Source organism: Pseudomonas sp. ICBG1301 (assembly GCF_016918385.1).
Classification (GTDB): domain Bacteria; phylum Pseudomonadota; class Gammaproteobacteria; order Pseudomonadales; family Pseudomonadaceae; genus Aquipseudomonas; species Aquipseudomonas palleroniana.
The window spans coordinates 1-20092 of the sequence record NZ_JAEKGB010000008.1 but is presented as its reverse complement, the minus strand read 5'-3'; the positions used below and the strand labels follow the sequence as shown (position 1 = coordinate 20092).

Genomic DNA, 20092 nt, shown 5'->3' with positions numbered 1-20092 from the left:
AGTGCTCACGTCAAACAAGTCAGCGTTCTGTAAAGACACCAGACCATTGTTGGATTGAACCGGGATTTAATATAAGGTTGATCAAATATTTGATTAAACATCGAAGTGCTTGCCAACACCGAGGCAACCTCTCCTTGGCTGTAACGTTGGTAAGCATCAACTTTTGATCGGGTGTATTTGATTTCCTTGTAGGCGTCCAGGTCGGTTATCAGTGAGCACGTCGAAGGATGGAGTGCAATCGAATCATAAGATTTGTGCAGTAACCCCATGGGTAATGTTTTTTCAAACCATACACTTTGGAGTTCAAAAGAATCTAAATACTCAAAGTGAAAGTCCACCCATGAAAATTGTTTTCCGTCACGGTCTTCTCTAAAACCCGCAGGTACCAATAATCCAGTTCTAAATTTTTTCGCATGCTCAATTGCAGCATGAAAGGTAGAGTGAAGTGAGACAGTAGATCCAACGCGCGCAGCTTGGATGTGTGAGTCGGTTCCGACAGGGCCAAGGGTCGCTATTATATCTATCATTCAATTGGCCTTTAAAAATAAGCTTTCTGCTCTGCTCAGCTTGTTGTTTTCGACGAACACGGCTTCGATTATTTTGTCGGCATTCTGATTTTTATCTGAGAAGTAGAGAGCCGTTGAGTCAAGGGAAACTGCACTTTCAGTAATGAGCGAGCACTGTGAAACTAGGTTTTCTAAGTGCTGTGCGGCAGACTGCAATAGATCGTCTGGAAGTTCTCTGTTGATAATGTTCTTCACAAGCGTGGCATTTACTTTGGGGAAGTTGTAAAGTTTAAGTTCATGTTCGAATACGAAACTGCGTTTTTCTAAGTTTTCAGAAAGATAAAGTAGTTTTAAGCAGGTAATGCAAATTTTGCTATAAAGTCTACGCTCGATCTGTGTTTTTGAATTATTCAATTGGGCTTTATAATACGCCAAAGGCTGCGTCTGGTAGGCCAGGAACTCAGCTGTGCGGAATCCGGCAAAGTCAGGTCTGCTTAAAAAAAGACCATTTTTCCCAAGCCAATCAGGCTCCATGCAAAGAACCGCGTTCGAGGGGGATTTTAGAGCTTCACTGCTCATTAATATGAGCGAGCTTCCTTGCTCGCAGAGGCATTTGCAGAGCAGGGTTTGCTGTATATCTTTAGGGGCTACGAGGCAAAGTACATCAATGTCCGATACGTAGTCGTACCGAGAGGTATTCTTGCGTACCTCCCCTCTGGCTGTTGAGCCCGTTACTGCAAGTGTGTAAGCGATTCCCATACTTGTTAGGGTAGCTAAAAAGTCTGTTTCCTTGATAGAGACCATGAATTAATATCCGTATTTTTGAAAATCCATTTATCGTCACTTCACACTTCATGAATTAGCCAAAGGCGCCGATTACCATGCTGTTAAACATTGCATAGGCCGACTGTACTTCACTTATGTATTGAGTTTTCGGGGCGTCGAGTGGTGTGATATTTGTCGAGATGACATCGATTTTATTTGTTTGTGGATTTTGGCGATAGCTTACTGTCACCGAAATGGCGTAATGAGTGGCGCAGAGGCTGAAGCAAACATTCATGTATTCTGGTGTCATAGGAGGCAACTTATTGAATAGCGAGTACACCGCCAGGGCACAGACCCGTGCTTGACACGTGGCCGCAAATGCCGATTTTGGCAAGCTGTGAGCATCTGCGGCATCACCAATGACGTGAACGTTCGGGATCTTCAATGATTCAAATGTCTGCGTATTTACCGGGCACCAGCCGTTATCGCCAGTCAGGCCGTTTGCATCAGTGAAAAGATCGGCTTTTTGTCTGGGAATAATATTGATGACGTCTCCTTTGAATATGCCGGCTTGGCAAACAAGCTCTCGAGTGTCCGCCCTCAGTTCTGTAACCGTTCCACCTTGTTGTGCGCCAATCCAAGTAATAATACTTTTCGCGGTGCCATATCCATATAACTGCTTCCAGGCCAATTCGAACTGTGCTTGCTTGGGAAATCTCTCTTTGGAGTCAAGGAAGATAATTTTCGAGTTTGGTTTGTGCGCTTTCAGGTATTCCGCAATCTGACTCACCCGTTCATACGGGCCCGGCGGGCACCTGTACTCTGTGTTAGGGGAAGACATCAGAACCGTGCCGCCGTTTGGCATTTCATCCAGTTGGTTCTTTAGGTTACTCAACTGTTCTTTGCCTTTCCATGCATGTGGAAAGACATCGGCGAGCGCTTTGCTATAACCTTTTATATATTCAAAATCAAAGCTGATACCAGCAGCGACGATGCATCTGTCGTACCGGTAGGTGGACTGCTCTGTTTCTACTACTCGTTTAGCGGAATCAATTGTCAGCGCGCGCTCATGTACGACGTTTATTCCTTCGGATATAAGTTTTGTATAGTCAAACGTTAATGTCTCTTCACTACGTTTTCCTACTAGGTACTCTGCGCTGAGGGGGCCCGAGAAGTATTCCGGATACTCCTCAATCAACGTTATTGCAGTATTGGGCATTAGTCGTTTTAACGTGCGAGCGAATGTGGCACCTGCAAACCCACCACCTACTACGACAACGTTAAAAGTTTTTGTATGTGCAATCTTTGTCGAGGGGCCTGCCACCGCATCCAATGCAGCTATTCCGGCACCTGTGATCAGCCATTTAAGAAGGGTTCGTCGATCATCTATCATTGTATTTTCCGAATTCGCGCATTCTACATAGTGCGTGCTTGTCTAGGCCAAGCTTACATAACGCTAATCGGGTTAAAGGCCGGTTTAAGCATTCTTGATTGAACAAGGCAGCGAATCTTTATATGGGGAAAAGAAGAGGAGCTTATCTGACGACATCTGCAAAGTAAGATTGCGAGTTTTGCAAGTATACTTTAGGGATGTTCAGGTCGCCGTATTTTTCCGAATGCTTGCCCACATAAGCGCCCCTGTTTTCTTTTGGGCCAAATGCTTGGTAGGTTTTTTCGTAGGTCGCTTTATCTTTGAGGATTGTGATATGAATTAACGGCTCACCTAATTTTGTCGGAATGAGGTTGATGGACTCAGTCGTTTTCTTGTCGCGACTGCCGTGCGCTGAAAAATTCGCGGCTTGCTCTTTTGTAAAAGATTCAAGGAATTCTTTTTCCATGCCTGTAGGGGGAGTGAACACTATGACCACAGCTTTTTGAGGCGCTAAGTTTTCCAGACTATTTTCGGCGATGGTTTGAGTGGCACCGAGGCTGAGTGCGATTGATATTAAAGACAGCGTCATGCGTCGTTTCATGAAATTCCCTTTCCGCGTTCTTGCATTATTCGATGGTGATGTGCGGCCTAATTAAATTGCTTTGTCTTAATCATTGCAAAATTTTTAGGCTGGTCGCTAGTTAAAGCTAACGCGTTTATGGTCGGCAAGTTTTAAGGTGTTTCAGAATGTGTATCTGTGCAAATTCATTTTGTGTGTATAGATCTGGTGATCATTTGCGGTGACTATCAATGCGTATAATTCGCTATTGATACACTTCTGGCCGACGCTTCTGTGGTGGTTGCTGCCCTTGACGTTATGAGATTTGGCACGATAAATTAAACAGTGTTTATATGGAGCGCCTTGTTTTGGTCGTGCGCTGTTGTTTAGACTGCAGTTCGTGTTTTGGTTTTATAATCGGCTCGATTTTCTGGTTTTTGTTTTGTGCGATTGATATAGGGGGTTGTTCAGGCAGGTATGACGTTTGCTTGGTGAGGTCTTGATAGTTTAATCACTGTACAAGGATGTAATAGATTGATATTCAACAGCAGATTAATGATTTTGCCGTTTTTTCTTTGTGCCAATACAATAGTGGCAGATGAAAATTTCGCCGGTGTCATGACGAGTAATGGTTGCGTTAACTGTCATGGGTTTGAAGGGCGAGGCGGGGTGGCTGGTAATATTCCCCCATTGCAAGGGCGCTCGAAAGAGTTTCTTCGTACTACGATGCAAGGTTACAAGCAAAAGGTCTTGTCCGGTACGGTGATGAACCGAATCATGAAAGATATTGATGACGAGAAAATTGAAATGTTGGCAGAGTACTTCAGTGAAATAAAATAAATTATCAGCCTGGTTGAGTAGTTTGTTTAAGCTTATCCGATCAAGTTATATCTGCACCCATAAGCCCTTTTCGTCCTCCCTGCTGGGCAGGACGATTAGACTTTGACCAACACAAGGGCCGGAGACACATTCTCCGGTTTCTATCAGGAACAGCGCACCGTGGGTGGCGCACTGGATTAAACTGGTACTTTGGTCTAGAAAATGGTCGGGCTTCCATTCCAGTGGCACGCGGCGATGTGGGCAGCGATTGACGTAAAAGTAGGCGGTACCCTCCCGGCGCACCCCAAACAGCTTTTGGCCATCTATATCGAAGCCGAGGCTAGCGTTTTGCGCGAGCACATCGGATGGGCAAACGAACCTCATAGTTATCCTCTGGTACGACCGCTCGGCCTTTGCCTTAAAGCTGCTCGCCCCTAAGCGTGCCGCTTGACCTTAAATGCAAACAATTATCAAATGTATGCGTTGGCGTTAGTCATTCTACGTTTCACCGTGACGGGTATGACTCAATTGCCACGTTGTCGAGCGAATCATCCGCACTGCCATTAAGGAAACCCTGTTATGCGCCTAAGCGCCAGCGCTATTGCACTTGTCGTGGGATTGCTGCTCAACCCTTTGGCGCAGGCTGGGCAAGTGCCTCTACGCTTGGTGAGCGTGGGCGGCGCATTGTCCGAGTGGGTCGTAGCTCTGGGGGCTGAATCCAAATTAGTGGGTGTCGACACCACCAGCCAGCATCCGGAGTCGCTCAAGGCGTTGCCGAGTATCGGGTACCAGCGGCAGCTGTCGGCTGAAGGCATTCTCAGCCTGAGCCCGCAGATCCTCGTCGGTACCGAGGAGATGGGGCCGCCGCCCGTATTGGCGCAACTGCGTGGTGCTGGTGTGAGGGTGGAGTTGTTTTCCGCCGAGCCGGATCTCCTGGCTTTGCAGGCCAATTTGAAGCGCTTGGGCAACTTGTTAGGCAGCGAAGCCAAGGCTACGTTGCTGTTTGCAGATTTCCAACAGCAGTTGGATCGTCAGAAATCCTGGGTGGCCAAGGCGCAAACCGCAGTGAGTGCACCTGGGGTGCTGCTGCTGCTCGGACATTCGGGCGGTAAACTGCTTATCGCGGGCAAACATACAGCGGCCGATTGGATATTGCAGCATGCCGGTGGCAACAATTTGGCTACGCATACCGGCTACAAGCCATTTTCGGTGGAGTCCTTGGCAGGATTGAGCCCTGACGTCTTGGTGTTTGCCGACCGCGCATTGACCGGTGAGGAGGCGCAAGCAGCATTATTCAAAGAGAATCCAATCCTGAGATCGACCCCGGCGGCCATGCATGGACGAGTGATCGAACTGGATCCGACATTGTTGGTGGGCGGTTTGGGGCCGCGTTTGCCGCATAGTCTGATGTTGCTATCCGCAGGATTCTATCCTGCCCAGGCCGAACCAGCTCCATGACTGTATTAGTCAAGCCCCGTGCTTTATTTATCCTTCTTGGTTTGCTGTGTGTAGTGGCGTTCTGGTTGTCTTTGGCGCTTGGGCCGGTCAGCTTGCCTTTGATGGATACGTTGAGGGCGGCATTGCGTCTGCTCGGCTTGCCCATCGATGGGCAAGGTCTGGAACAGGCTGAATTGATCCTCGGGCAAATTCGTTTGCCGCGTACGCTTCTTGGTCTCGCCGTGGGCGGCGTGTTGGCGCTGTCGGGTGTCGCCATGCAAGGGCTGTTTCGTAATCCGCTGGCCGATCCTGGCTTGGTCGGAGTCTCCAGTGGCGCTGCACTGGGCGCGGCGATCGCGATTGTCGGGAGTGCTTTTTTCGGCTCGTTGCCCGAGGCTCTCGGACCTTATTTACTGTCGCTTTTTTCGTTTCTTGGTGGTTTGGGAGTGACCGCTATTGTCTACCGCCTGGGGCGGCGCAACGGTCAAACAAACGTCGCAACAATGCTGTTGGCAGGTATCGCGTTGACTGCCTTGGCCACTGCGACAGTGGGGCTGTTTACCTACCTGGCGGATGACGCCACCTTGCGCACCTTGACGTTCTGGAACTTGGGCAGTCTCAATGGCGCGAGCTATTCACGGTTGTGGCCGGTGCTGTTGGTGAGTGTCGGTGTCGCGCTGTGGTTGCCGCGCCGGGCGAAAGCATTGAATGCATTATTGCTGGGTGAGTCAGAGGCCAGTCACCTTGGGGTTGATGTTGAAAGGCTCAAGCGCGAATTGGTGTTCTGCACCGCGCTGGGTGTGGGCTCTGCGGTAGCGGCGGCGGGGATGATTGGTTTTGTCGGCCTGGTAGTGCCGCATCTGGTGCGATTGCTGGCGGGCCCGGACCATCGGGTGTTGTTGCCGGCCTCGGTACTGGCAGGCGCAAGTTTGCTGTTGTTTGCGGACTTGGTGGCGCGCCTGGCCTTGGCACCCGCAGAGCTGCCGATCGGTATCGTGACCGCGTTCATTGGCGCACCGTTCTTTTTATATCTGTTGTTGCGGGGGCGCGCCTGATGCTGCGTGTGGAAGGGCTGCAGATTCGGCGCGGGCGCAAGGTGGTGCTGACGGATATCACGCTGGATCTGTTGCCGGGTGAACTGCTCGGTGTGCTGGGGCCCAACGGCGCCGGTAAAAGTACCTTGCTCGGTGCGTTGTGCGGGGAGCTGCATCCGGACCAAGGCAGCGTCTGGCTGGCTGAGCAGGCGTTGACGCATTGGAGTGGCCCGCATCGTGCGCAGCGTTTGGCAGTGTTGCCGCAAACGTCGACCCTGGACTTCGCTTTTCGTGTCGAAGAGGTCGTGGGCATGGGCCGCTTGCCCCATCAGACCGGACGGGTGCGCGATGATGAAATCATCGCCGCAGCCTTGCACGCGGCGGATGTCGGGCATTTGAGTGGTCGCAGCTATTTGGCGTTGTCCGGCGGCGAACGTCAACGTGTACACCTGGCACGAGTGCTGGCGCAGTTATGGCCGGGGGAAGCGGGTCAAACCTTGCTGCTGGATGAGCCGACATCGATGCTGGACCCTCTGCATCAACACACGACGCTGCAGGCCATCCGCCGTTTTGCCGATCGAGGGGCGGCCGTACTGGTGATTCTGCACGATCTGAACCTGGCGGCTCGCTACTGCGATCGTATCCTGTTGCTGGAAAACGGCTGCCCACAGGCCTTGGACACACCATCAAACGTGTTGCGGCCGGAATTGCTCAAGGCCGTGTTTGGCTTGGATGTGCTGGTTCAGCCGCATCCGGAACTCGGGCATCCGTTGATTATTGCGCGTTGAAATCAGCCTTTCACTGGCGGCTTTCATCAGGCAAAAAAAGACCCGGCAAGAGCCGGGTCAAATAACCGTGATTAGCCTGATGAGGAGATAATCTGAGAGTCCGAACCAAGGGTCTTTCAGTTATCGGCTGATCTCGCGATCAGTTGTGATAATCATAACGATTCTCATTTGTGAGTCAACAGTTGTTTTGGCTGCCTATCGAATTTTCTCAAACAGCTGTTTGGAACGCTTGTAAACCTTGGGGTTTGTGGCCGATCTAATTCTTCTGGCGCGCTGAAATCGCATCCAACTGACGGTTCAGCGCCTCCTTGCGCTCCGCGGGGATGTCGTTCCAGTGCACATCCATCAATGCACCTTCGATTGCATACAGCAGTACTTTCGAGGCCCGGAAGCCACGAGTCCGCACGGCGCGGTAGGCATCAACCGCTCCCAGGCGGCGCAAATCCGACGCACTGTGGATACCCACTGCATGCAGCCATTGCGCGGAGGTCTTGCCGAGGTTTTTCAGGTGTTGCAGCTCATCGTTCATCAAGCCTCCTTGCGACGGCCGAATGGTGCGGTGGGTATCGTGACCAGGCAAGCCTGAAAGGAGTGTAGCGCTCAGTAGGAAAAGCGTAGTTCATTGGGCAGAAACGGCTGAAAAGCTATAAGAGTGACGAACACGCTTCAGCCACAAGCAGGCGAGGAATACCGGCGCGCTTGAGGGCGTGCCGGGGGGAGGGGGGGCAGGCGCTGTTACTTGGTGCGGTAGCGCAGCCGGGTGCCGAAGTTGACGGACATCAGGATTTCATCGGCGGTCAATTCGGCTGGAAAGTAGGTGCCGGAGATCTGCGCATGCGCCAGGCTGGCGCCTTCCAGCGAGCAGTCGCGTAGATCCAGGCCGCGCAGGTCGGCCGAGCGGAAATAGGCATCGGTGAAGTCCACGCCGGTGGCGTTCAGGTCGCGCAGGTCCAGCCCTCGGAAGTCGCCACCGCGCAGGTTGATGACACCCTCTTTGGGGCGCTCCTGGTTAAAGCCGCGGATATCGTCTTTATGCAGGAGAGCGAAGAGCGGAGTATCAAGAAGCTTGGGCTGACTCATGATGGCGACTCCGATTGGATTTATAATGCCATTATAGTGCCACTATTTCTTGGCCGTGCACCGTAGGTCGGTGACACGACCAAGAAATATTTCTTACAGGCCGGGCAGACGCTGGCGAATGTGCGCCACGAGTGCGTCGAGCGTTCCGCTCTCATTGGTTTCTACGCGTTTGCTCAGGAGCAGTTCTTCGGCAGTCAGCGGTTCGCGGTGGGCTTGCTGTTCTTCAATAACGTTGAGTGTTGCGTCAGACGGGTCGTTTTTATCTGCCTGACGTTGCGCCAACCAGTTGGCGATAACGGCTTGTGGTGCATTGCAGTCCAGAATCAGGAAAGGCGCGCCCGTGGCTTCGGCTATCTTGGCGGCTGCGTCACGCTGTTCTCGCTTCAGGAAAGTGGCATCGAGCACCACCGGGAAGCCCGCGCGCAATATAGTGTTGGCGATTTCGTTCAGGCGCGCGTAAGTCGCAGCACTGGCGTCCTGGCTATAGATTCCGGCCTGCGGCGTGTTTTCAATCTGCTGCTCACCAAACAGGCGCTTGCGCTCGACGTCCGAACGCAGGCGCACGGCACCCAGGGCTTCAACAAGACGCATGGCGACGTGACTTTTGCCGACGGCCGAAACGCCATGGGTAATTGCCAGGAAGCGCGACGGAATGGTGCTGTAGCTTTCCGCCAGGTTGGCGTAGTTACGGTACTGGCGCAGAGTGGTAGCGCGATGCACCGGGTCGGCTTCGCTCGGCATGCTGAACAGCGCAACCTTGGCGCGTACCAGGGCCCGGTAGGCTTTGTAGAAGTTCAGGACTTCAAGGCCCTGATAATCGCCGGTCAATTCCAGATACTGGCTGATAAAACGTCGGGCCAGGGATTTGAGACCGCGGTCTTCCAGGTCCATGGCCAGGAAGCCGGTGTCGGCGTACACATCGGTGAAGCGGAACGGTTCATTGAATTCGATGCAGTCGAAGATCACCACGTTGCCATCGATCAAGGTGGCGTTACCCAGGTGGATGTCACCGTGGCATTCGCGGGTGAAGCCATCGAGCTTGCGTTGTGCCAGCAGTGGTTTGAGGCGTTCGAAGCTGCTTTCGGCCCAGGCTTGCAGCGCTTGCAGTTGAACCAGGTCGGCCTTGTCACTGAGGAACGGGCGGATCTGTTCGAAGTTTTGGCGTACCGGTGCCATCACCTCATCCGGGGTGCCGGCAGGGTGGTCTTGCGGTACTTTCGGCGCGTTGAGGTGGAAGTGCGCGATTTGCCTGGCCATTTCATCGATGTGCGCGCTGGTCAGCTCGCCGTTCGCCTGCAACGTGCTGAGCATCTGGCTTTGCGGGAACTGGCGCATTTTCAGCGCGTATTCGATCACCGGGCCGTCGCCGCCGATTTTCGGGGCGTCAGCGGTACCGGTGATAGGCAACACTTCAAGATACAAATCTTTGGTCAGACGCTGGTTGAGGCGCAGTTCTTCACGACAGAAGTGGCCGCGATCAGCCAGGTTGGTGAAATCCAGAAAGCCGAAGTTCATTGGTTTCTTCAGCTTATAAGCATAAGCGCCGGTCAGTATCACCCAGGAAATATGGGTCTCGATGACTTGAAACGCTTCAACCGGGTGAGGGTATAAAGCCGGGTTTTGCAGGGCAGCGATCAGGGACTGGCTCACGGGCGATCCTTCAAAGTCTGGGAGAAATCATGGCAGGCATTATGGCGGCTACAGCCGGTCGTGCAAACCGCTGTCCGGCTCATGTTGATCATCAATAAAGTGCGTATAATCCGCCGCCATGACTCGAACCCGATCTCCCCGTTCCCGTAAAAAACCTCCTTCCCGCGGCCTGCGTCCCTGGTTGGGCTGGGCGCTCAAGCTCAGCCTGGTGGGCCTTGTGGTGCTTGCCGGCTTCGCGGTGTACCTCGACGCTGTGGTTCAGGAGAAGTTCTCCGGCAAGCGCTGGACCATCCCGGCCAAGGTATACGCTCGCCCGCTGGAGCTGTTCACCGGCCAGAAGCTGAGCAAGGATGACTTCCTCACTGAGCTCGATGCGCTGGGCTATCGTCGCGAACCCGTAAGCAACGGCCCGGGTGCGGCTGCCGTCAGTGGCAATACCGTCGACTTGAACACCCGTGGCTTCCAGTTCTATGAGGGTCTGGAAAAAGCCCAGCCGGTGCGCGTACGCTTCTCCGGCGATTATGTGGCCGAGCTTTCGTCGCTCAATGGCTCGAAACTGCCTGTAGTCCGCCTGGAACCGCTGTTGATCGGCGGTATTTACCCGAAAAACCTTGAAGATCGCATCCTGATCAAGCTCGATCAGGTGCCACCGTATCTGCTGGAAACCCTGGTTGCGGTAGAAGACCGCGACTTCTACAGCCACTGGGGCGTGTCGCCCAAGTCGATTGCCCGTGCCATCTGGGTCAACACGTCCGGCGGCAAGATGACTCAGGGCGGCAGTACGCTCACGCAACAATTGGTCAAGAACTTCTACCTGACCAACGAGCGCAGCCTGACCCGCAAACTCACCGAAGCCATGATGGCGATGTTGCTGGAGCTGCACTACAGCAAGCAGGAAATCCTTGAGGCGTACCTCAACGAAGTATTCGTCGGCCAGGATGGCCAGCGTGCTGTGCACGGGTTTGGCTTGGCCAGCCAGTTCTTCTTTGGCCAGCCGTTGTCCGAATTGAAGCTGCATCAAGTCGCGTTGCTGGTGGGGATGGTCAAAGGGCCTTCCTATTACAACCCGCGTCGTAACCCGGAGCGCGCCCTTGAGCGCCGCAACCTGGTGCTCGATGTGTTGGAACAGCAGGGCGTCGCTACCGCCGAGCAGGTGGCTGCGGCGAAGAAAATGCCACTGGGTGTGACTACTCGCGGCAAGCTTGCCGACAGTTCCTTCCCAGGCTTTATCGACCTGGTCAAACGCCAATTGCGTGAAGACTACCGCGACGAAGACTTGACCGAAGAAGGCTTGCGGATTTTCACCAGTTTCGACCCGATTCTGCAGATGAAGGCCGAAGCGTCCGTCAACGACACCTTCAAGCGCCTGACCGGTCGCAAGGGCTCGGATGAAGTGGAAGCGGCCATGGTTGTGACCAACCCGGAAACCGGTGAAGTCCAGGCCATGATCGGCAGTCGCCAAGCCAGTTTCGCCGGTTTCAACCGTGCGCTGGATGCCGTGCGGCCGATCGGTTCGCTGGTCAAGCCTGCGGTCTACCTGACGGCCTTGGAGAAACCAAGCAAATACACCCTGACCAGTTGGCTGTCGGATGAACCGCTGTCGGTCAAGGGTGCCGATGGCCAGGTATGGACGCCGCAGAACTTCGATCGCCGCTCCCACGGCACGGTGTTCCTGTATCAAGGCCTGGCGCATTCCTACAACATTTCCACCTCGCGCCTCGGGCTTGAAGTGGGCGTGCCGAACGTGCTGAAAACCTTGGGGCGCCTGGGCATCAACCGTGAGTTCCCGGCGTTCCCATCGATGCTGCTGGGCGCCGGTGCGATGACCCCGATGGAAGTGGCCACGATGTACCAGACCCTCGCCAACGGGGGGTTCAATACGCCGATGCGCGGCATTCGCAGCGTACTGACCGCCGACGGTGAGCCGCTCAAACGTTATCCGTTCCAGATCCAGCAGCGTTTCGACGCGGGCTCCATCTATCTGATTCAGAACGCCATGCAGCGCGTAATGCGTGAAGGTACGGGGCGCTCGGTCTATAGCGTATTGCCGTCCAACCTGACGCTGGCGGGCAAGACCGGCACCAGTAACGACTCTCGCGACAGCTGGTTCGCCGGCTTCGGCCAGGATGTGCTGGCGGTGGTGTGGCTGGGCCGAGATGACAACGGCAAAACGCCGTTCACCGGTGCCACTGGTGCATTGCAGGTCTGGACCAGTTTCATGCGCAAGGCCGACCCGCTGCCGTTGAACATGCCGCAGCCGGACAATATCGTGCAGGCATGGATTGATCCGCACACCGGCCAGGGTTCCGATGCCAACTGTCCGGGTGCGGTACAGATGCCGTATATTCGCGGCAGCGAGCCACCACCTGGCGCCGCGTGCGGTGGCAGTGCGCCTGCTGATGCGGAGTCGGTGATGGATTGGGTCAAGGGCTGGATGAATTAAGCAAAGAGGGTTTCAAGTGAACAAGTGGTGGATTCCAGCTATTACAGCTCTGGCTTTGCTCAACGGTTGCTCCAGTGTGCAACGTGGCTCCATTCCCGTAGTGGATTCGAGCACGACCGTTTCCAATAACGACCGGATTTCGGCCAACGGCGGTTTCCGCCAGACCGTCGTCAAGCGTCCCGCCCAGGCCCCTCAAGCGGTGCCGCAGGATTCGGGCGTGGTCGTCATGGTGCCGGGTGCGGGCGCTGCTACCTCGGCGCCGATCAGTGCCGAGCCGTGGACGCCAGGGCCGAGCACTTCGGGCCCAGTGGATTCGACGCCGATCCAGGCCGCACCGATCAACCAGGGCACCTACAACATGCCGCCTTCGGCGCCGAGCGGCATTCCATCGTCGAATGCCGGCGGCCTGTCGGCTGACGAGCAACTGGACGGGCCGGTATTGGCTTTGCTGACCACTGCCCAGCAACAGCAGGCCGGTGGTGACCTGAACGGCGCATCGTCGAGCCTTGAGCGTGCCCAACGTGTTGCACCTCGCGAGCCGCAAGTGCTGTATCGACTCGCCCAGGTGCGTTTGGCCCAGGGGGATGCACCGCAAGCCGAACAGTTCGCCCGTCGTGGCCTGACTCTGGCAAACGGTCGCCCTGACCTGCAGGCCAACTTGTGGGCGTTGATTGGTGATGCGCGTGCGGCGCAAGGTGATGCCGCCGGTGCCGCCCAAGCGCGGCAGAAAGCCAAGGTCAGCCTCTGATGGATGCACGTTTTCCCGCGATTGCCGAACAGTTGCTGTTGATTGAGCGCGAATTGCGTGTGCAGGGCTGGTGGGACGAAGTGCCACCCAGCGCCGAGGCGCTTGGCAGCACCGAGCCTTTTTCGGTCGATACCCTGGATTTCCATCAGTGGCTGCAATGGATCTTCCTGGTGCGCATGAAGCAGATTCTCGAGCAGGACCTGCCGCTGCCCAACGCGTCGGGAATCCTGGAGATGGCTGAGATGGTCTATGCCGATCGGCCGTCGGAGAGCCTTGGCTTGCGTGATGCGCTGAAAAAGTTCGACCAACTGATCGTCGACGCTCGTTAATTGCCTGACTGCCGGTTTTTCCGGCAGTCTTGCGCATATTTCTACCGCTTGACGACATTCAGGCGAGTTTTATCCCTCCTCAAACCCCTTTCTTCTACGTTCTCGTGCGCTTAGTTGGAAAAAAGCGCAATTATTGCTTGACTTGAAGGGGCTGAAACAGAAGAATCCAAAGTCCGCTGTATCGGGACTGCCAGAAGCAGGCCCGCTCGGCAGATCATGAGGCGCATATCCGCGCCGACCTGTAACACCCGCAACGCGTTACCTCGCGCTGGGTGGGAAAAGCCCGCAACACTTGGGACGATCCCAATACTTGCTCAGTCAGTGCTGACGTAGTCGGCGACCACCGTCGCTCATGCTCTGTTGAGAAGTAAACCTATTAAGACCCGTCGGTTTTCAACGGACGGTATTCTGGCGTTTTAGAGGTGAACAACGTGGAGCTTTTATCTGGTGGTGAGATGCTCGTCCGCTTTTTGCGTGACGAAGGCGTCGACTATATCTACGGGTACCCAGGTGGTGCTCTGCTGCATGTTTACGACGCACTGTTCAAGGAACCGGCTGTTACCCACATCCTGGTTCGCCACGAACAGGCCGCGACCCATATGGCTGACGGTTACGCCCGTGCCACCGGTAAAGCCGGCGTGGTACTGGTAACGTCCGGCCCAGGCGCAACCAATGCCATTACCGGCATCGCGACTGCCTATATGGACTCCATCCCGATGGTGATCATTTCCGGCCAGGTGCCAAGCACCATGGTGGGTACCGATGCATTCCAGGAAACCGACATGATCGGTATCTCCCGGCCGATCGTGAAACATAGCTTCATGATCAAGCATCCGTCGGAAATCCCGGAAGTCATGAAGAAGGCCTTCTACCTTGCACAGTCCGGTCGCCCGGGCCCTGTGGTGGTCGATGTCCCGAAAGACATGACCAACCCGGCGGAAAAATTCGAATACGTCTTCCCGAAGAAAGCCAAGCTGCGTTCCTACAGCCCGGCCGTTCGTGGGCATTCGGGTCAAATCCGCAAGGCGGCAGAAATGCTCCTGGCGGCCAAGCGCCCTGTGTTGTACTCGGGCGGTGGCGTGATTTTGGGGGGCGGTTCAGCACCGCTCACCGAACTGGCCAAACTGCTTAACCTGCCGGTCACCAATACCCTGATGGGCCTTGGCGCGTTTCCGGGAACGGACCGTCAGTTCGTCGGCATGCTCGGTATGCACGGCAGCTACACCGCCAACCTCACCATGCACCACGCCGATGTGATTCTGGCTGTAGGCGCACGGTTCGATGATCGAGTGATCAACGGCGCGAGCAAATTCTGCCCGAATGCCAAGATCATCCACATCGACATCGACCCGGCGTCCATTTCCAAGACCATCAAGGCCGATGTGCCGATCGTGGGGCCAGTGGAAAGCGTACTGACCGAAATGGTTGCCGCGCTCAAGGACATCGGACAGGCGCCGAACAAAGAGTCCGTTGCCAGTTGGTGGAAACAGATCGACGAATGGCGCGGTGACCGCGGCCTGTTCCCTTACGACAAGGGCGACGGCAGCATCATCAAGCCACAAACCGTGATCGAGACCCTGTGCGAAGTGACCAAGGGCGACGCCTTTGTGACCTCCGACGTGGGCCAGCACCAGATGTTCGCCGCGCAATACTACAAGTTCGACAAGCCTAACCGCTGGATCAACTCCGGTGGCCTGGGCACGATGGGCTTTGGTTTCCCTGCCGCCATGGGTGTGAAACTGAGCTTCCCTGACACCGACGTCGCGTGCGTCACCGGTGAGGGCAGTATTCAGATGAATATCCAGGAGCTGTCGACATGCCTGCAGTACGGGCTGCCGGTGAAGATCGTGTGCCTGAACAACGGCGTGCTGGGCATGGTTCGTCAGTGGCAGGACATGAGTTACAACAGCCGTCACTCCCATTCCTACATGGAGTCGCTGCCAGATTTCGTCAAGTTGGTTGAAGCCTATGGCCACGTCGGCATTCGCATCACGGATTTGAAAGATCTGAAGCCGAAGATGGAAGAGGCGTTCGCCATGAAGGACCGCCTGGTGTTCATCGATATTCAGGTGGATACCAGCGAGCACGTCTACCCGATGCAGATCAAAGACGGCTCTATGCGTGACATGTGGTTGAACAAGACGGAGCGTACTTAATCATGCGGCATATTATCTCCCTGCTTTTGGAGAACGAACCCGGCGCTCTGTCTCGTGTTGTCGGCCTGTTTTCGCAACGTAACTACAACATCGAAAGCCTGACTGTGGCGCCAACCGAAGACCCGACCCTGTCGCGCCTGACGTTGACCACCGTGGGTCACGATGAGGTCATCGAACAGATCACCAAGAACCTCAACAAGCTGATCGAAGTGGTCAAGCTGGTCGACCTGTCGGAAAGTGCCCACATCGAGCGCGAGCTGATGCTGGTTAAAGTCAAGGCCACGGGTGCTCAACGTGCCGAGATCAAACGCACCACCGACATTTATCGCGGGCAGATCGTCGATGTGAGTGCCAGCGTTTATACCGTTCAACTGACCGGTACGAGCGACAAGCTGGACAGCTTCATCCAATCGATCGGGACGGCCTCGATTCTGGAAACGGTACGCAGTGGTGTCACCGGGATTGCCCGTGGCGACAAAGTACTCAGCATCTAACCAAATTAGCGAATGGCCTTACGGCCTGGATATATAGAGGAACCTCATGAAAGTTTATTACGATAAAGATTGTGACCTGTCGATCATCCAGGGCAAGAAAGTCGCCATCATCGGCTACGGCTCCCAGGGTCATGCACAAGCCTGCAACCTGAAAGATTCCGGCGTTGACGTGACTGTCGGCCTGCGCAAAGGCTCGGCCACTGTTGCCAAGGCTGAAGCCCATGGCCTGAAAGTCACTGACGTGGCTTCCGCCGTAGCTGCTGCCGATGTGGTCATGATCCTGACCCCGGACGAGTTCCAGTCCACGCTGTACAAGAACGAAATCGAGCCGAACATCAAGAAGGGCGCCACCCTGGCCTTCTCCCACGGTTTTGCGATTCACTACAACCAGGTTGTGCCGCGCGCCGACCTCGACGTGATCATGATCGCGCCGAAGGCCCCGGGTCACACCGTACGTTCCGAGTTCGTCAAAGGCGGTGGTATTCCTGACCTGATCGCGATCTACCAGGACGCGTCGGGCAACGCCAAGAACGTTGCACTGTCTTACGCTTCCGGCGTGGGCGGCGGCCGTACCGGCATCATCGAAACCACCTTCAAGGACGAGACCGAAACTGACCTGTTCGGCGAACAAGCCGTTCTGTGCGGCGGTACCGTCGAGTTGGTAAAAGCCGGTTTCGAAACCCTGGTTGAAGCTGGCTACGCGCCGGAAATGGCCTACTTCGAGTGCCTGCACGAACTGAAGCTGATCGTTGACCTCATGTACGAAGGCGGTATCGCCAACATGAACTACTCGATCTCCAACAACGCCGAATACGGCGAGTACGTGACTGGCCCGGAAGTGATCAACGCCGAGTCCCGTCAGGCTATGCGCAACGCCCTGAAACGTATTCAGGACGGCGAATACGCCAAAATGTTCATCAGCGAAGGCGCAACCGGCTACCCTTCGATGACCGCCAAGCGTCGTAACAACGCCGCTCATGGTATCGAAGTCATCGGCGAGCAACTGCGCTCCATGATGCCGTGGATCGGTGCCAACAAGATCGTCGACAAAGCCAAAAACTAAGTCGTATGTATCAAGAGAAAACGCGGCCTAGGCCGCGTTTTTTCGTTTGGGAGGACGGGTTCTGGTATAAAGCTGCATCCTTTGCGTGCGAACACTCGCCGCAAGTACTTGTCGAATTTTTTTCACACCGTTGTAAGGTAAAGTCCATGAGCGAACGTCCCGAAGAGCCAAACCAGGCTTCTGACGCCGAAAGCCTGCTGCCGATCGATGAGCATGTCGAAGAAGGGCATGACGCGGAAGGCCGCAAGGTCCGGCATCGTGGTATCTATCTTCTGCCCAACCTGTTCACCACGGCGAACCTGTTTGCCGGGTTTTATTCCATCATCAATTCCATGAGTGCCCAAAGCGCCTTGGCGGCGGGTGATGCGGCGAGTGCCAGCAAGTATTTCGGCTTTGCTGCCATCGCGATTTTCGTCGCCATGGTGCTCGACGGCCTTGATGGTCGTGTGGCGCGCATGACCAATACTCAGAGCGCCTTCGGTGCAGAGTACGATTCACTATCGGACATGGTTGCCTTTGGCGTTGCTCCAGCGTTACTGGCATTTGCCTGGGCACTGGGTGATATGGGCAAGGTCGGCTGGATGGTTGCCTTCATCTATGTCGCGGGGGCTGCCTTGCGCCTGGCGCGTTTCAACACTCAGGTGGGAACGGCCGACAAGCGTTACTTCATTGGCTTGGCCAGCCCTGCTGCTGCGGGAGTGGTCGCGGGTATCGTGTGGGCATTCAGCGACTACGGCATCCAGGGTTCGAAAATGTCGTTCCTGGTGGCCTTGATGGTGGCTGCGGCCGGCATGCTGATGGTCAGCAACATCAAGTACAACAGCTTCAAGGAGTTCGACCTCAAGGGGCGAGTGCCTTTTGTGGCGATCCTGATAGTGGTATTGGTGTTCGCCGTAGTTTTCAGCGATCCACCGCGCATTCTGCTGCTGGCCTTCCTGGTTTACGCGGCTTCGGGGCCGATTCAGTATTTACTGCATCTGCGTCGGGACAAAACGTTGCCTTAATGTAATTTCCCCCATACTCCGCAGTCTATTGGTGCATCAGTCCTCCAACACTGCGGAGTAGCCATGTTAATCAAACTTCCCAAAGCCTCCGATTGTCACGAATCGGATGTCACGCCTGAATCCTTCTACCTTTCTCGTCGTAGCTTGCTCGGTGGTGCGCTGGCCGGCATCGCCGCCACTGTTCTGCCGCGTTGGGCCAGTGCTGGTGATGCTTCGCGTTATGCTGATGTTGAGCCGGGCAAGGCGCCGGCCTGGTTTGCCGAAAAGCTGTCGGGAGCCAAATGGCAGGCGGTTACGGTAAAGGACGAGGCTATTACGCCGTTCAAGGATGCCACCCACTACAACAACTTTTATGAATTCGGTACTGACAAGGGCGACCCGGCGGCGAACGCAGGCTCACTCAAGACCGAACCTTGGAGTGTGGTCATCGACGGCGAGGTGGCGAAGCCGGGGCGTTATGCCTTGGAAGATTTCATGAAACCTTATCAATTGGAGGAGCGGATCTACCGTTTGCGCTGCGTTGAAGCGTGGTCGATGGTTATTCCGTGGATCGGTTTTCCGATCTCTGCTTTGCTCAAGCAGGTTGAGCCGACATCAAATGCCAAATACATCCGTTTTGAAACGCTTCAGGACCCTAAGAGTATGCCGGGTCAGCGGTCGAGTTTCGGATTGATCGATTGGCCTTATGTAGAAGGGCTGCGCCTGGATGAGGCGATGAATCCCTTGGCGATCCTTGCTGTGGGCATGTATGGGCGGGAGTTGCCTAACCAGAATGGCGCGCCATTGCGTTTGGTGGTGCCGTGGAAGTATGGCTTCAAGAGTGTGAAGTCCATTGTGCGGATCAGCTTGGTGAGCGAACAGCCTAAGACTACCTGGCAGAGTATTGCGGCCAACGAATATGGGTTCTACGCAAACGTGAACCCTACAGTCGATCACCCTCGCTGGACCCAGGCGCGGGAGCGGCGCTTGCCGAGCGGTTTGTTCAGTCCGAATGTGCGCGAAACGCAAATGTTCAATGGCTATTCGGATGAGGTCGCTTCTCTCTATACAGGTCTCGATTTGCGGAAGAACTATTGATGCGTTATCCCATCTGGCGCATTGGCGTTTTTATAGCGGCGGCGATATGGCCGTTTTACTGGCTGTATGAAGCATGGCGTTCTGTGCTGGGGCCTGATCCTGGGAAAGTGCTGATGGATCGGTTGGGGCTTGGGACGCTGATCTTGCTATTGATCACCTTGAGCATGACACCGCTGCAGAAGCTTAGCGGGTGGGCCGGGTGGATTGCGGTGCGGCGACAGTTGGGACTCTGGTGTTTTGCGTATGTGGTTCTGCACCTGGCGGCTTACTGCGTGTTTATCCTTGGGCTTGATTGGTCGCAATTGGGAGTGGAGCTGCGTAAGCGGCCTTACATTATTGTCGGTGCGCTGGGGTTCATTTCCTTGTTGGTGCTTGCGGTGACCTCAAACCGCTATAGCCAGCGCCGGTTGGGTAGCCGTTGGAAGAAGCTGCACCGTCTGGTGTATGTCATTCTGGGGCTCGGTTTGCTGCATATGCTGTGGATCGTGCGGGCTGATCTGAAGGAATGGGCTATCTATGCATCTATAGGTGCTCTGCTTTTAATGTTGCGTTTGCCTCCAGTGATGCGCCGGATCCCTCGTCTTATTGCGAAAAAGGCCCCCTCTGCAACAAAAACGTAATTATTGCTTGACGGCAAATTGTATCTGTCTATAATTCGCCCCACTTCCGGTGCAGTCGAAACTTAAAACTCCTTGGTAAACAAGAGGTTACGAAGATTTAGGCAGCGAATGGCTTCAGTTCATCGAAGCCCAGAAGGAGTTGGTAGGG

The 20092-nt window shown here is 55.0% G+C and carries 21 protein-coding genes; 13 read left to right on the top strand and 8 right to left on the bottom strand.

What is annotated here, in order from left to right:
• Window positions 1-5: 5 nt before the first annotated feature.
• From JBE38_RS19480 to JBE38_RS19465, 4 genes are all read right to left on the bottom strand, one after another.
• Complete coding sequence (locus JBE38_RS19480; RefSeq protein ID WP_143038177.1) at window positions 6-527, bottom strand: hypothetical protein; 522 nt, start codon at window positions 525-527, stop codon at window positions 6-8.
• Window positions 528-1310, bottom strand: a complete 783-nt coding sequence (locus tag JBE38_RS19475; RefSeq protein WP_090365813.1) for a hypothetical protein — start codon at window positions 1308-1310, stop codon at window positions 528-530.
• A 55-nt stretch (window positions 1311-1365) separates the two neighbouring features.
• Complete coding sequence (locus tag JBE38_RS19470; RefSeq protein ID WP_090365815.1) at window positions 1366-2664, bottom strand: FAD-dependent oxidoreductase; 1299 nt, start codon at window positions 2662-2664, stop codon at window positions 1366-1368.
• A 142-nt stretch (window positions 2665-2806) separates the two neighbouring features.
• Entirely contained in the window at window positions 2807-3244 is a 438-nt protein-coding gene (locus JBE38_RS19465) for a hypothetical protein (protein ID WP_161548360.1), read from the bottom strand.
• A gap of 492 nt (window positions 3245-3736) precedes the next feature.
• On the opposite strand from JBE38_RS19465, the gene JBE38_RS19460 reads away from it, so the two are divergent.
• Window positions 3737-4042, top strand: a complete 306-nt coding sequence (locus JBE38_RS19460) for a c-type cytochrome (RefSeq protein ID WP_143038179.1) — start codon at window positions 3737-3739, stop codon at window positions 4040-4042.
• A gap of 45 nt (window positions 4043-4087) precedes the next feature.
• Here the strand turns inward: JBE38_RS19460 and JBE38_RS19455 are convergent, their stop codons facing one another.
• Window positions 4088-4405: a Rieske (2Fe-2S) protein gene (locus tag JBE38_RS19455; protein WP_090365820.1), complete on the bottom strand. Its 318-nt coding sequence runs from the start codon at window positions 4403-4405 to the stop codon at window positions 4088-4090.
• A 195-nt stretch (window positions 4406-4600) separates the two neighbouring features.
• Here JBE38_RS19455 and JBE38_RS19450 point away from each other — a divergent pair, with 195 nt between their 5' ends.
• Genes JBE38_RS19450 through JBE38_RS19440 form a run of 3 tightly spaced genes read left to right on the top strand, consistent with a single transcriptional unit; the run spans window position 4601 to window position 7280 of the window.
• On the top strand, window positions 4601-5479 hold the full coding sequence (locus JBE38_RS19450) for a heme/hemin ABC transporter substrate-binding protein (protein WP_205344925.1): 879 nt from the start codon (window positions 4601-4603) through the stop codon (window positions 5477-5479).
• Complete coding sequence (locus tag JBE38_RS19445; protein ID WP_205344924.1) at window positions 5476-6513, top strand: FecCD family ABC transporter permease; 1038 nt, start codon at window positions 5476-5478, stop codon at window positions 6511-6513. The genes JBE38_RS19450 and JBE38_RS19445 overlap by 4 nt, the downstream gene beginning before the upstream one ends.
• A gap of 8 nt (window positions 6514-6521) precedes the next feature.
• A complete protein-coding gene (locus JBE38_RS19440) occupies window positions 6522-7280 on the top strand; it encodes a heme ABC transporter ATP-binding protein (protein WP_446731250.1) in 759 nt (252 codons plus the stop codon).
• 256 nt (window positions 7281-7536) lie between these two features.
• Here the strand turns inward: JBE38_RS19440 and JBE38_RS19435 are convergent, their stop codons facing one another.
• The 3 genes from JBE38_RS19435 to JBE38_RS19425 all read right to left on the bottom strand — a co-directional run bounded on the left by JBE38_RS19435 (window position 7537) and on the right by JBE38_RS19425 (window position 10010).
• Window positions 7537-7809, bottom strand: coding sequence for a TfoX/Sxy family protein (locus tag JBE38_RS19435; protein ID WP_010562703.1), 273 nt, complete (start codon window positions 7807-7809; stop codon window positions 7537-7539).
• 206 nt (window positions 7810-8015) lie between these two features.
• Window positions 8016-8360: a pentapeptide repeat-containing protein gene (locus tag JBE38_RS19430; RefSeq protein ID WP_104995986.1), complete on the bottom strand. Its 345-nt coding sequence runs from the start codon at window positions 8358-8360 to the stop codon at window positions 8016-8018.
• Between the two features lie 93 nt (window positions 8361-8453).
• Window positions 8454-10010, bottom strand: coding sequence for an AAA family ATPase (locus tag JBE38_RS19425; RefSeq protein WP_205344922.1), 1557 nt, complete (start codon window positions 10008-10010; stop codon window positions 8454-8456).
• Window positions 10011-10128: 118 nt separating this feature from the next.
• Between JBE38_RS19425 and mrcB the strand changes: the two genes are divergently transcribed.
• The 9 genes from mrcB to msrQ all read left to right on the top strand — a co-directional run bounded on the left by mrcB (window position 10129) and on the right by msrQ (window position 19944).
• Window positions 10129-12453 carry a penicillin-binding protein 1B gene (gene mrcB / locus JBE38_RS19420; protein WP_104995984.1) on the top strand — a complete coding sequence of 775 codons (2325 nt, stop codon included), beginning with the start codon at window positions 10129-10131 and terminating at the stop codon, window positions 12451-12453.
• Window positions 12454-12469: 16 nt separating this feature from the next.
• Complete coding sequence (locus tag JBE38_RS19415; protein ID WP_205344921.1) at window positions 12470-13201, top strand: hypothetical protein; 732 nt, start codon at window positions 12470-12472, stop codon at window positions 13199-13201.
• Window positions 13201-13530 (top strand): YqcC family protein, encoded by a 330-nt coding sequence (locus tag JBE38_RS19410; protein WP_060752234.1) that lies wholly within the window; start codon window positions 13201-13203, stop codon window positions 13528-13530. Before JBE38_RS19415 ends, JBE38_RS19410 begins: the two co-directional genes overlap by 1 nt.
• 431 nt (window positions 13531-13961) lie before the next feature.
• Window positions 13962-15686 carry an acetolactate synthase 3 large subunit gene (locus JBE38_RS19405; RefSeq protein ID WP_090365838.1) on the top strand — a complete coding sequence of 575 codons (1725 nt, stop codon included), beginning with the start codon at window positions 13962-13964 and terminating at the stop codon, window positions 15684-15686.
• Between the two features lie 2 nt (window positions 15687-15688).
• Window positions 15689-16180 (top strand): acetolactate synthase small subunit, encoded by a 492-nt coding sequence (gene ilvN, locus JBE38_RS19400; RefSeq protein WP_003176102.1) that lies wholly within the window; start codon window positions 15689-15691, stop codon window positions 16178-16180.
• 46 nt (window positions 16181-16226) lie between these two features.
• Window positions 16227-17243, top strand: coding sequence for a ketol-acid reductoisomerase (ilvC, locus tag JBE38_RS19395; RefSeq protein WP_060752233.1), 1017 nt, complete (start codon window positions 16227-16229; stop codon window positions 17241-17243).
• Between the two features lie 146 nt (window positions 17244-17389).
• Window positions 17390-18247: a CDP-diacylglycerol--serine O-phosphatidyltransferase gene (gene pssA / locus JBE38_RS19390; RefSeq protein WP_060752232.1), complete on the top strand. Its 858-nt coding sequence runs from the start codon at window positions 17390-17392 to the stop codon at window positions 18245-18247.
• A gap of 63 nt (window positions 18248-18310) precedes the next feature.
• Window positions 18311-19324, top strand: a complete 1014-nt coding sequence (gene msrP, locus JBE38_RS19385; RefSeq protein WP_205344920.1) for a protein-methionine-sulfoxide reductase catalytic subunit MsrP — start codon at window positions 18311-18313, stop codon at window positions 19322-19324.
• Entirely contained in the window at window positions 19324-19944 is a 621-nt protein-coding gene (gene msrQ, locus JBE38_RS19380) for a protein-methionine-sulfoxide reductase heme-binding subunit MsrQ (protein WP_090365833.1), read from the top strand. Before msrP ends, msrQ begins: the two co-directional genes overlap by 1 nt.
• Window positions 19945-20092: the final 148 nt, after the last annotated feature.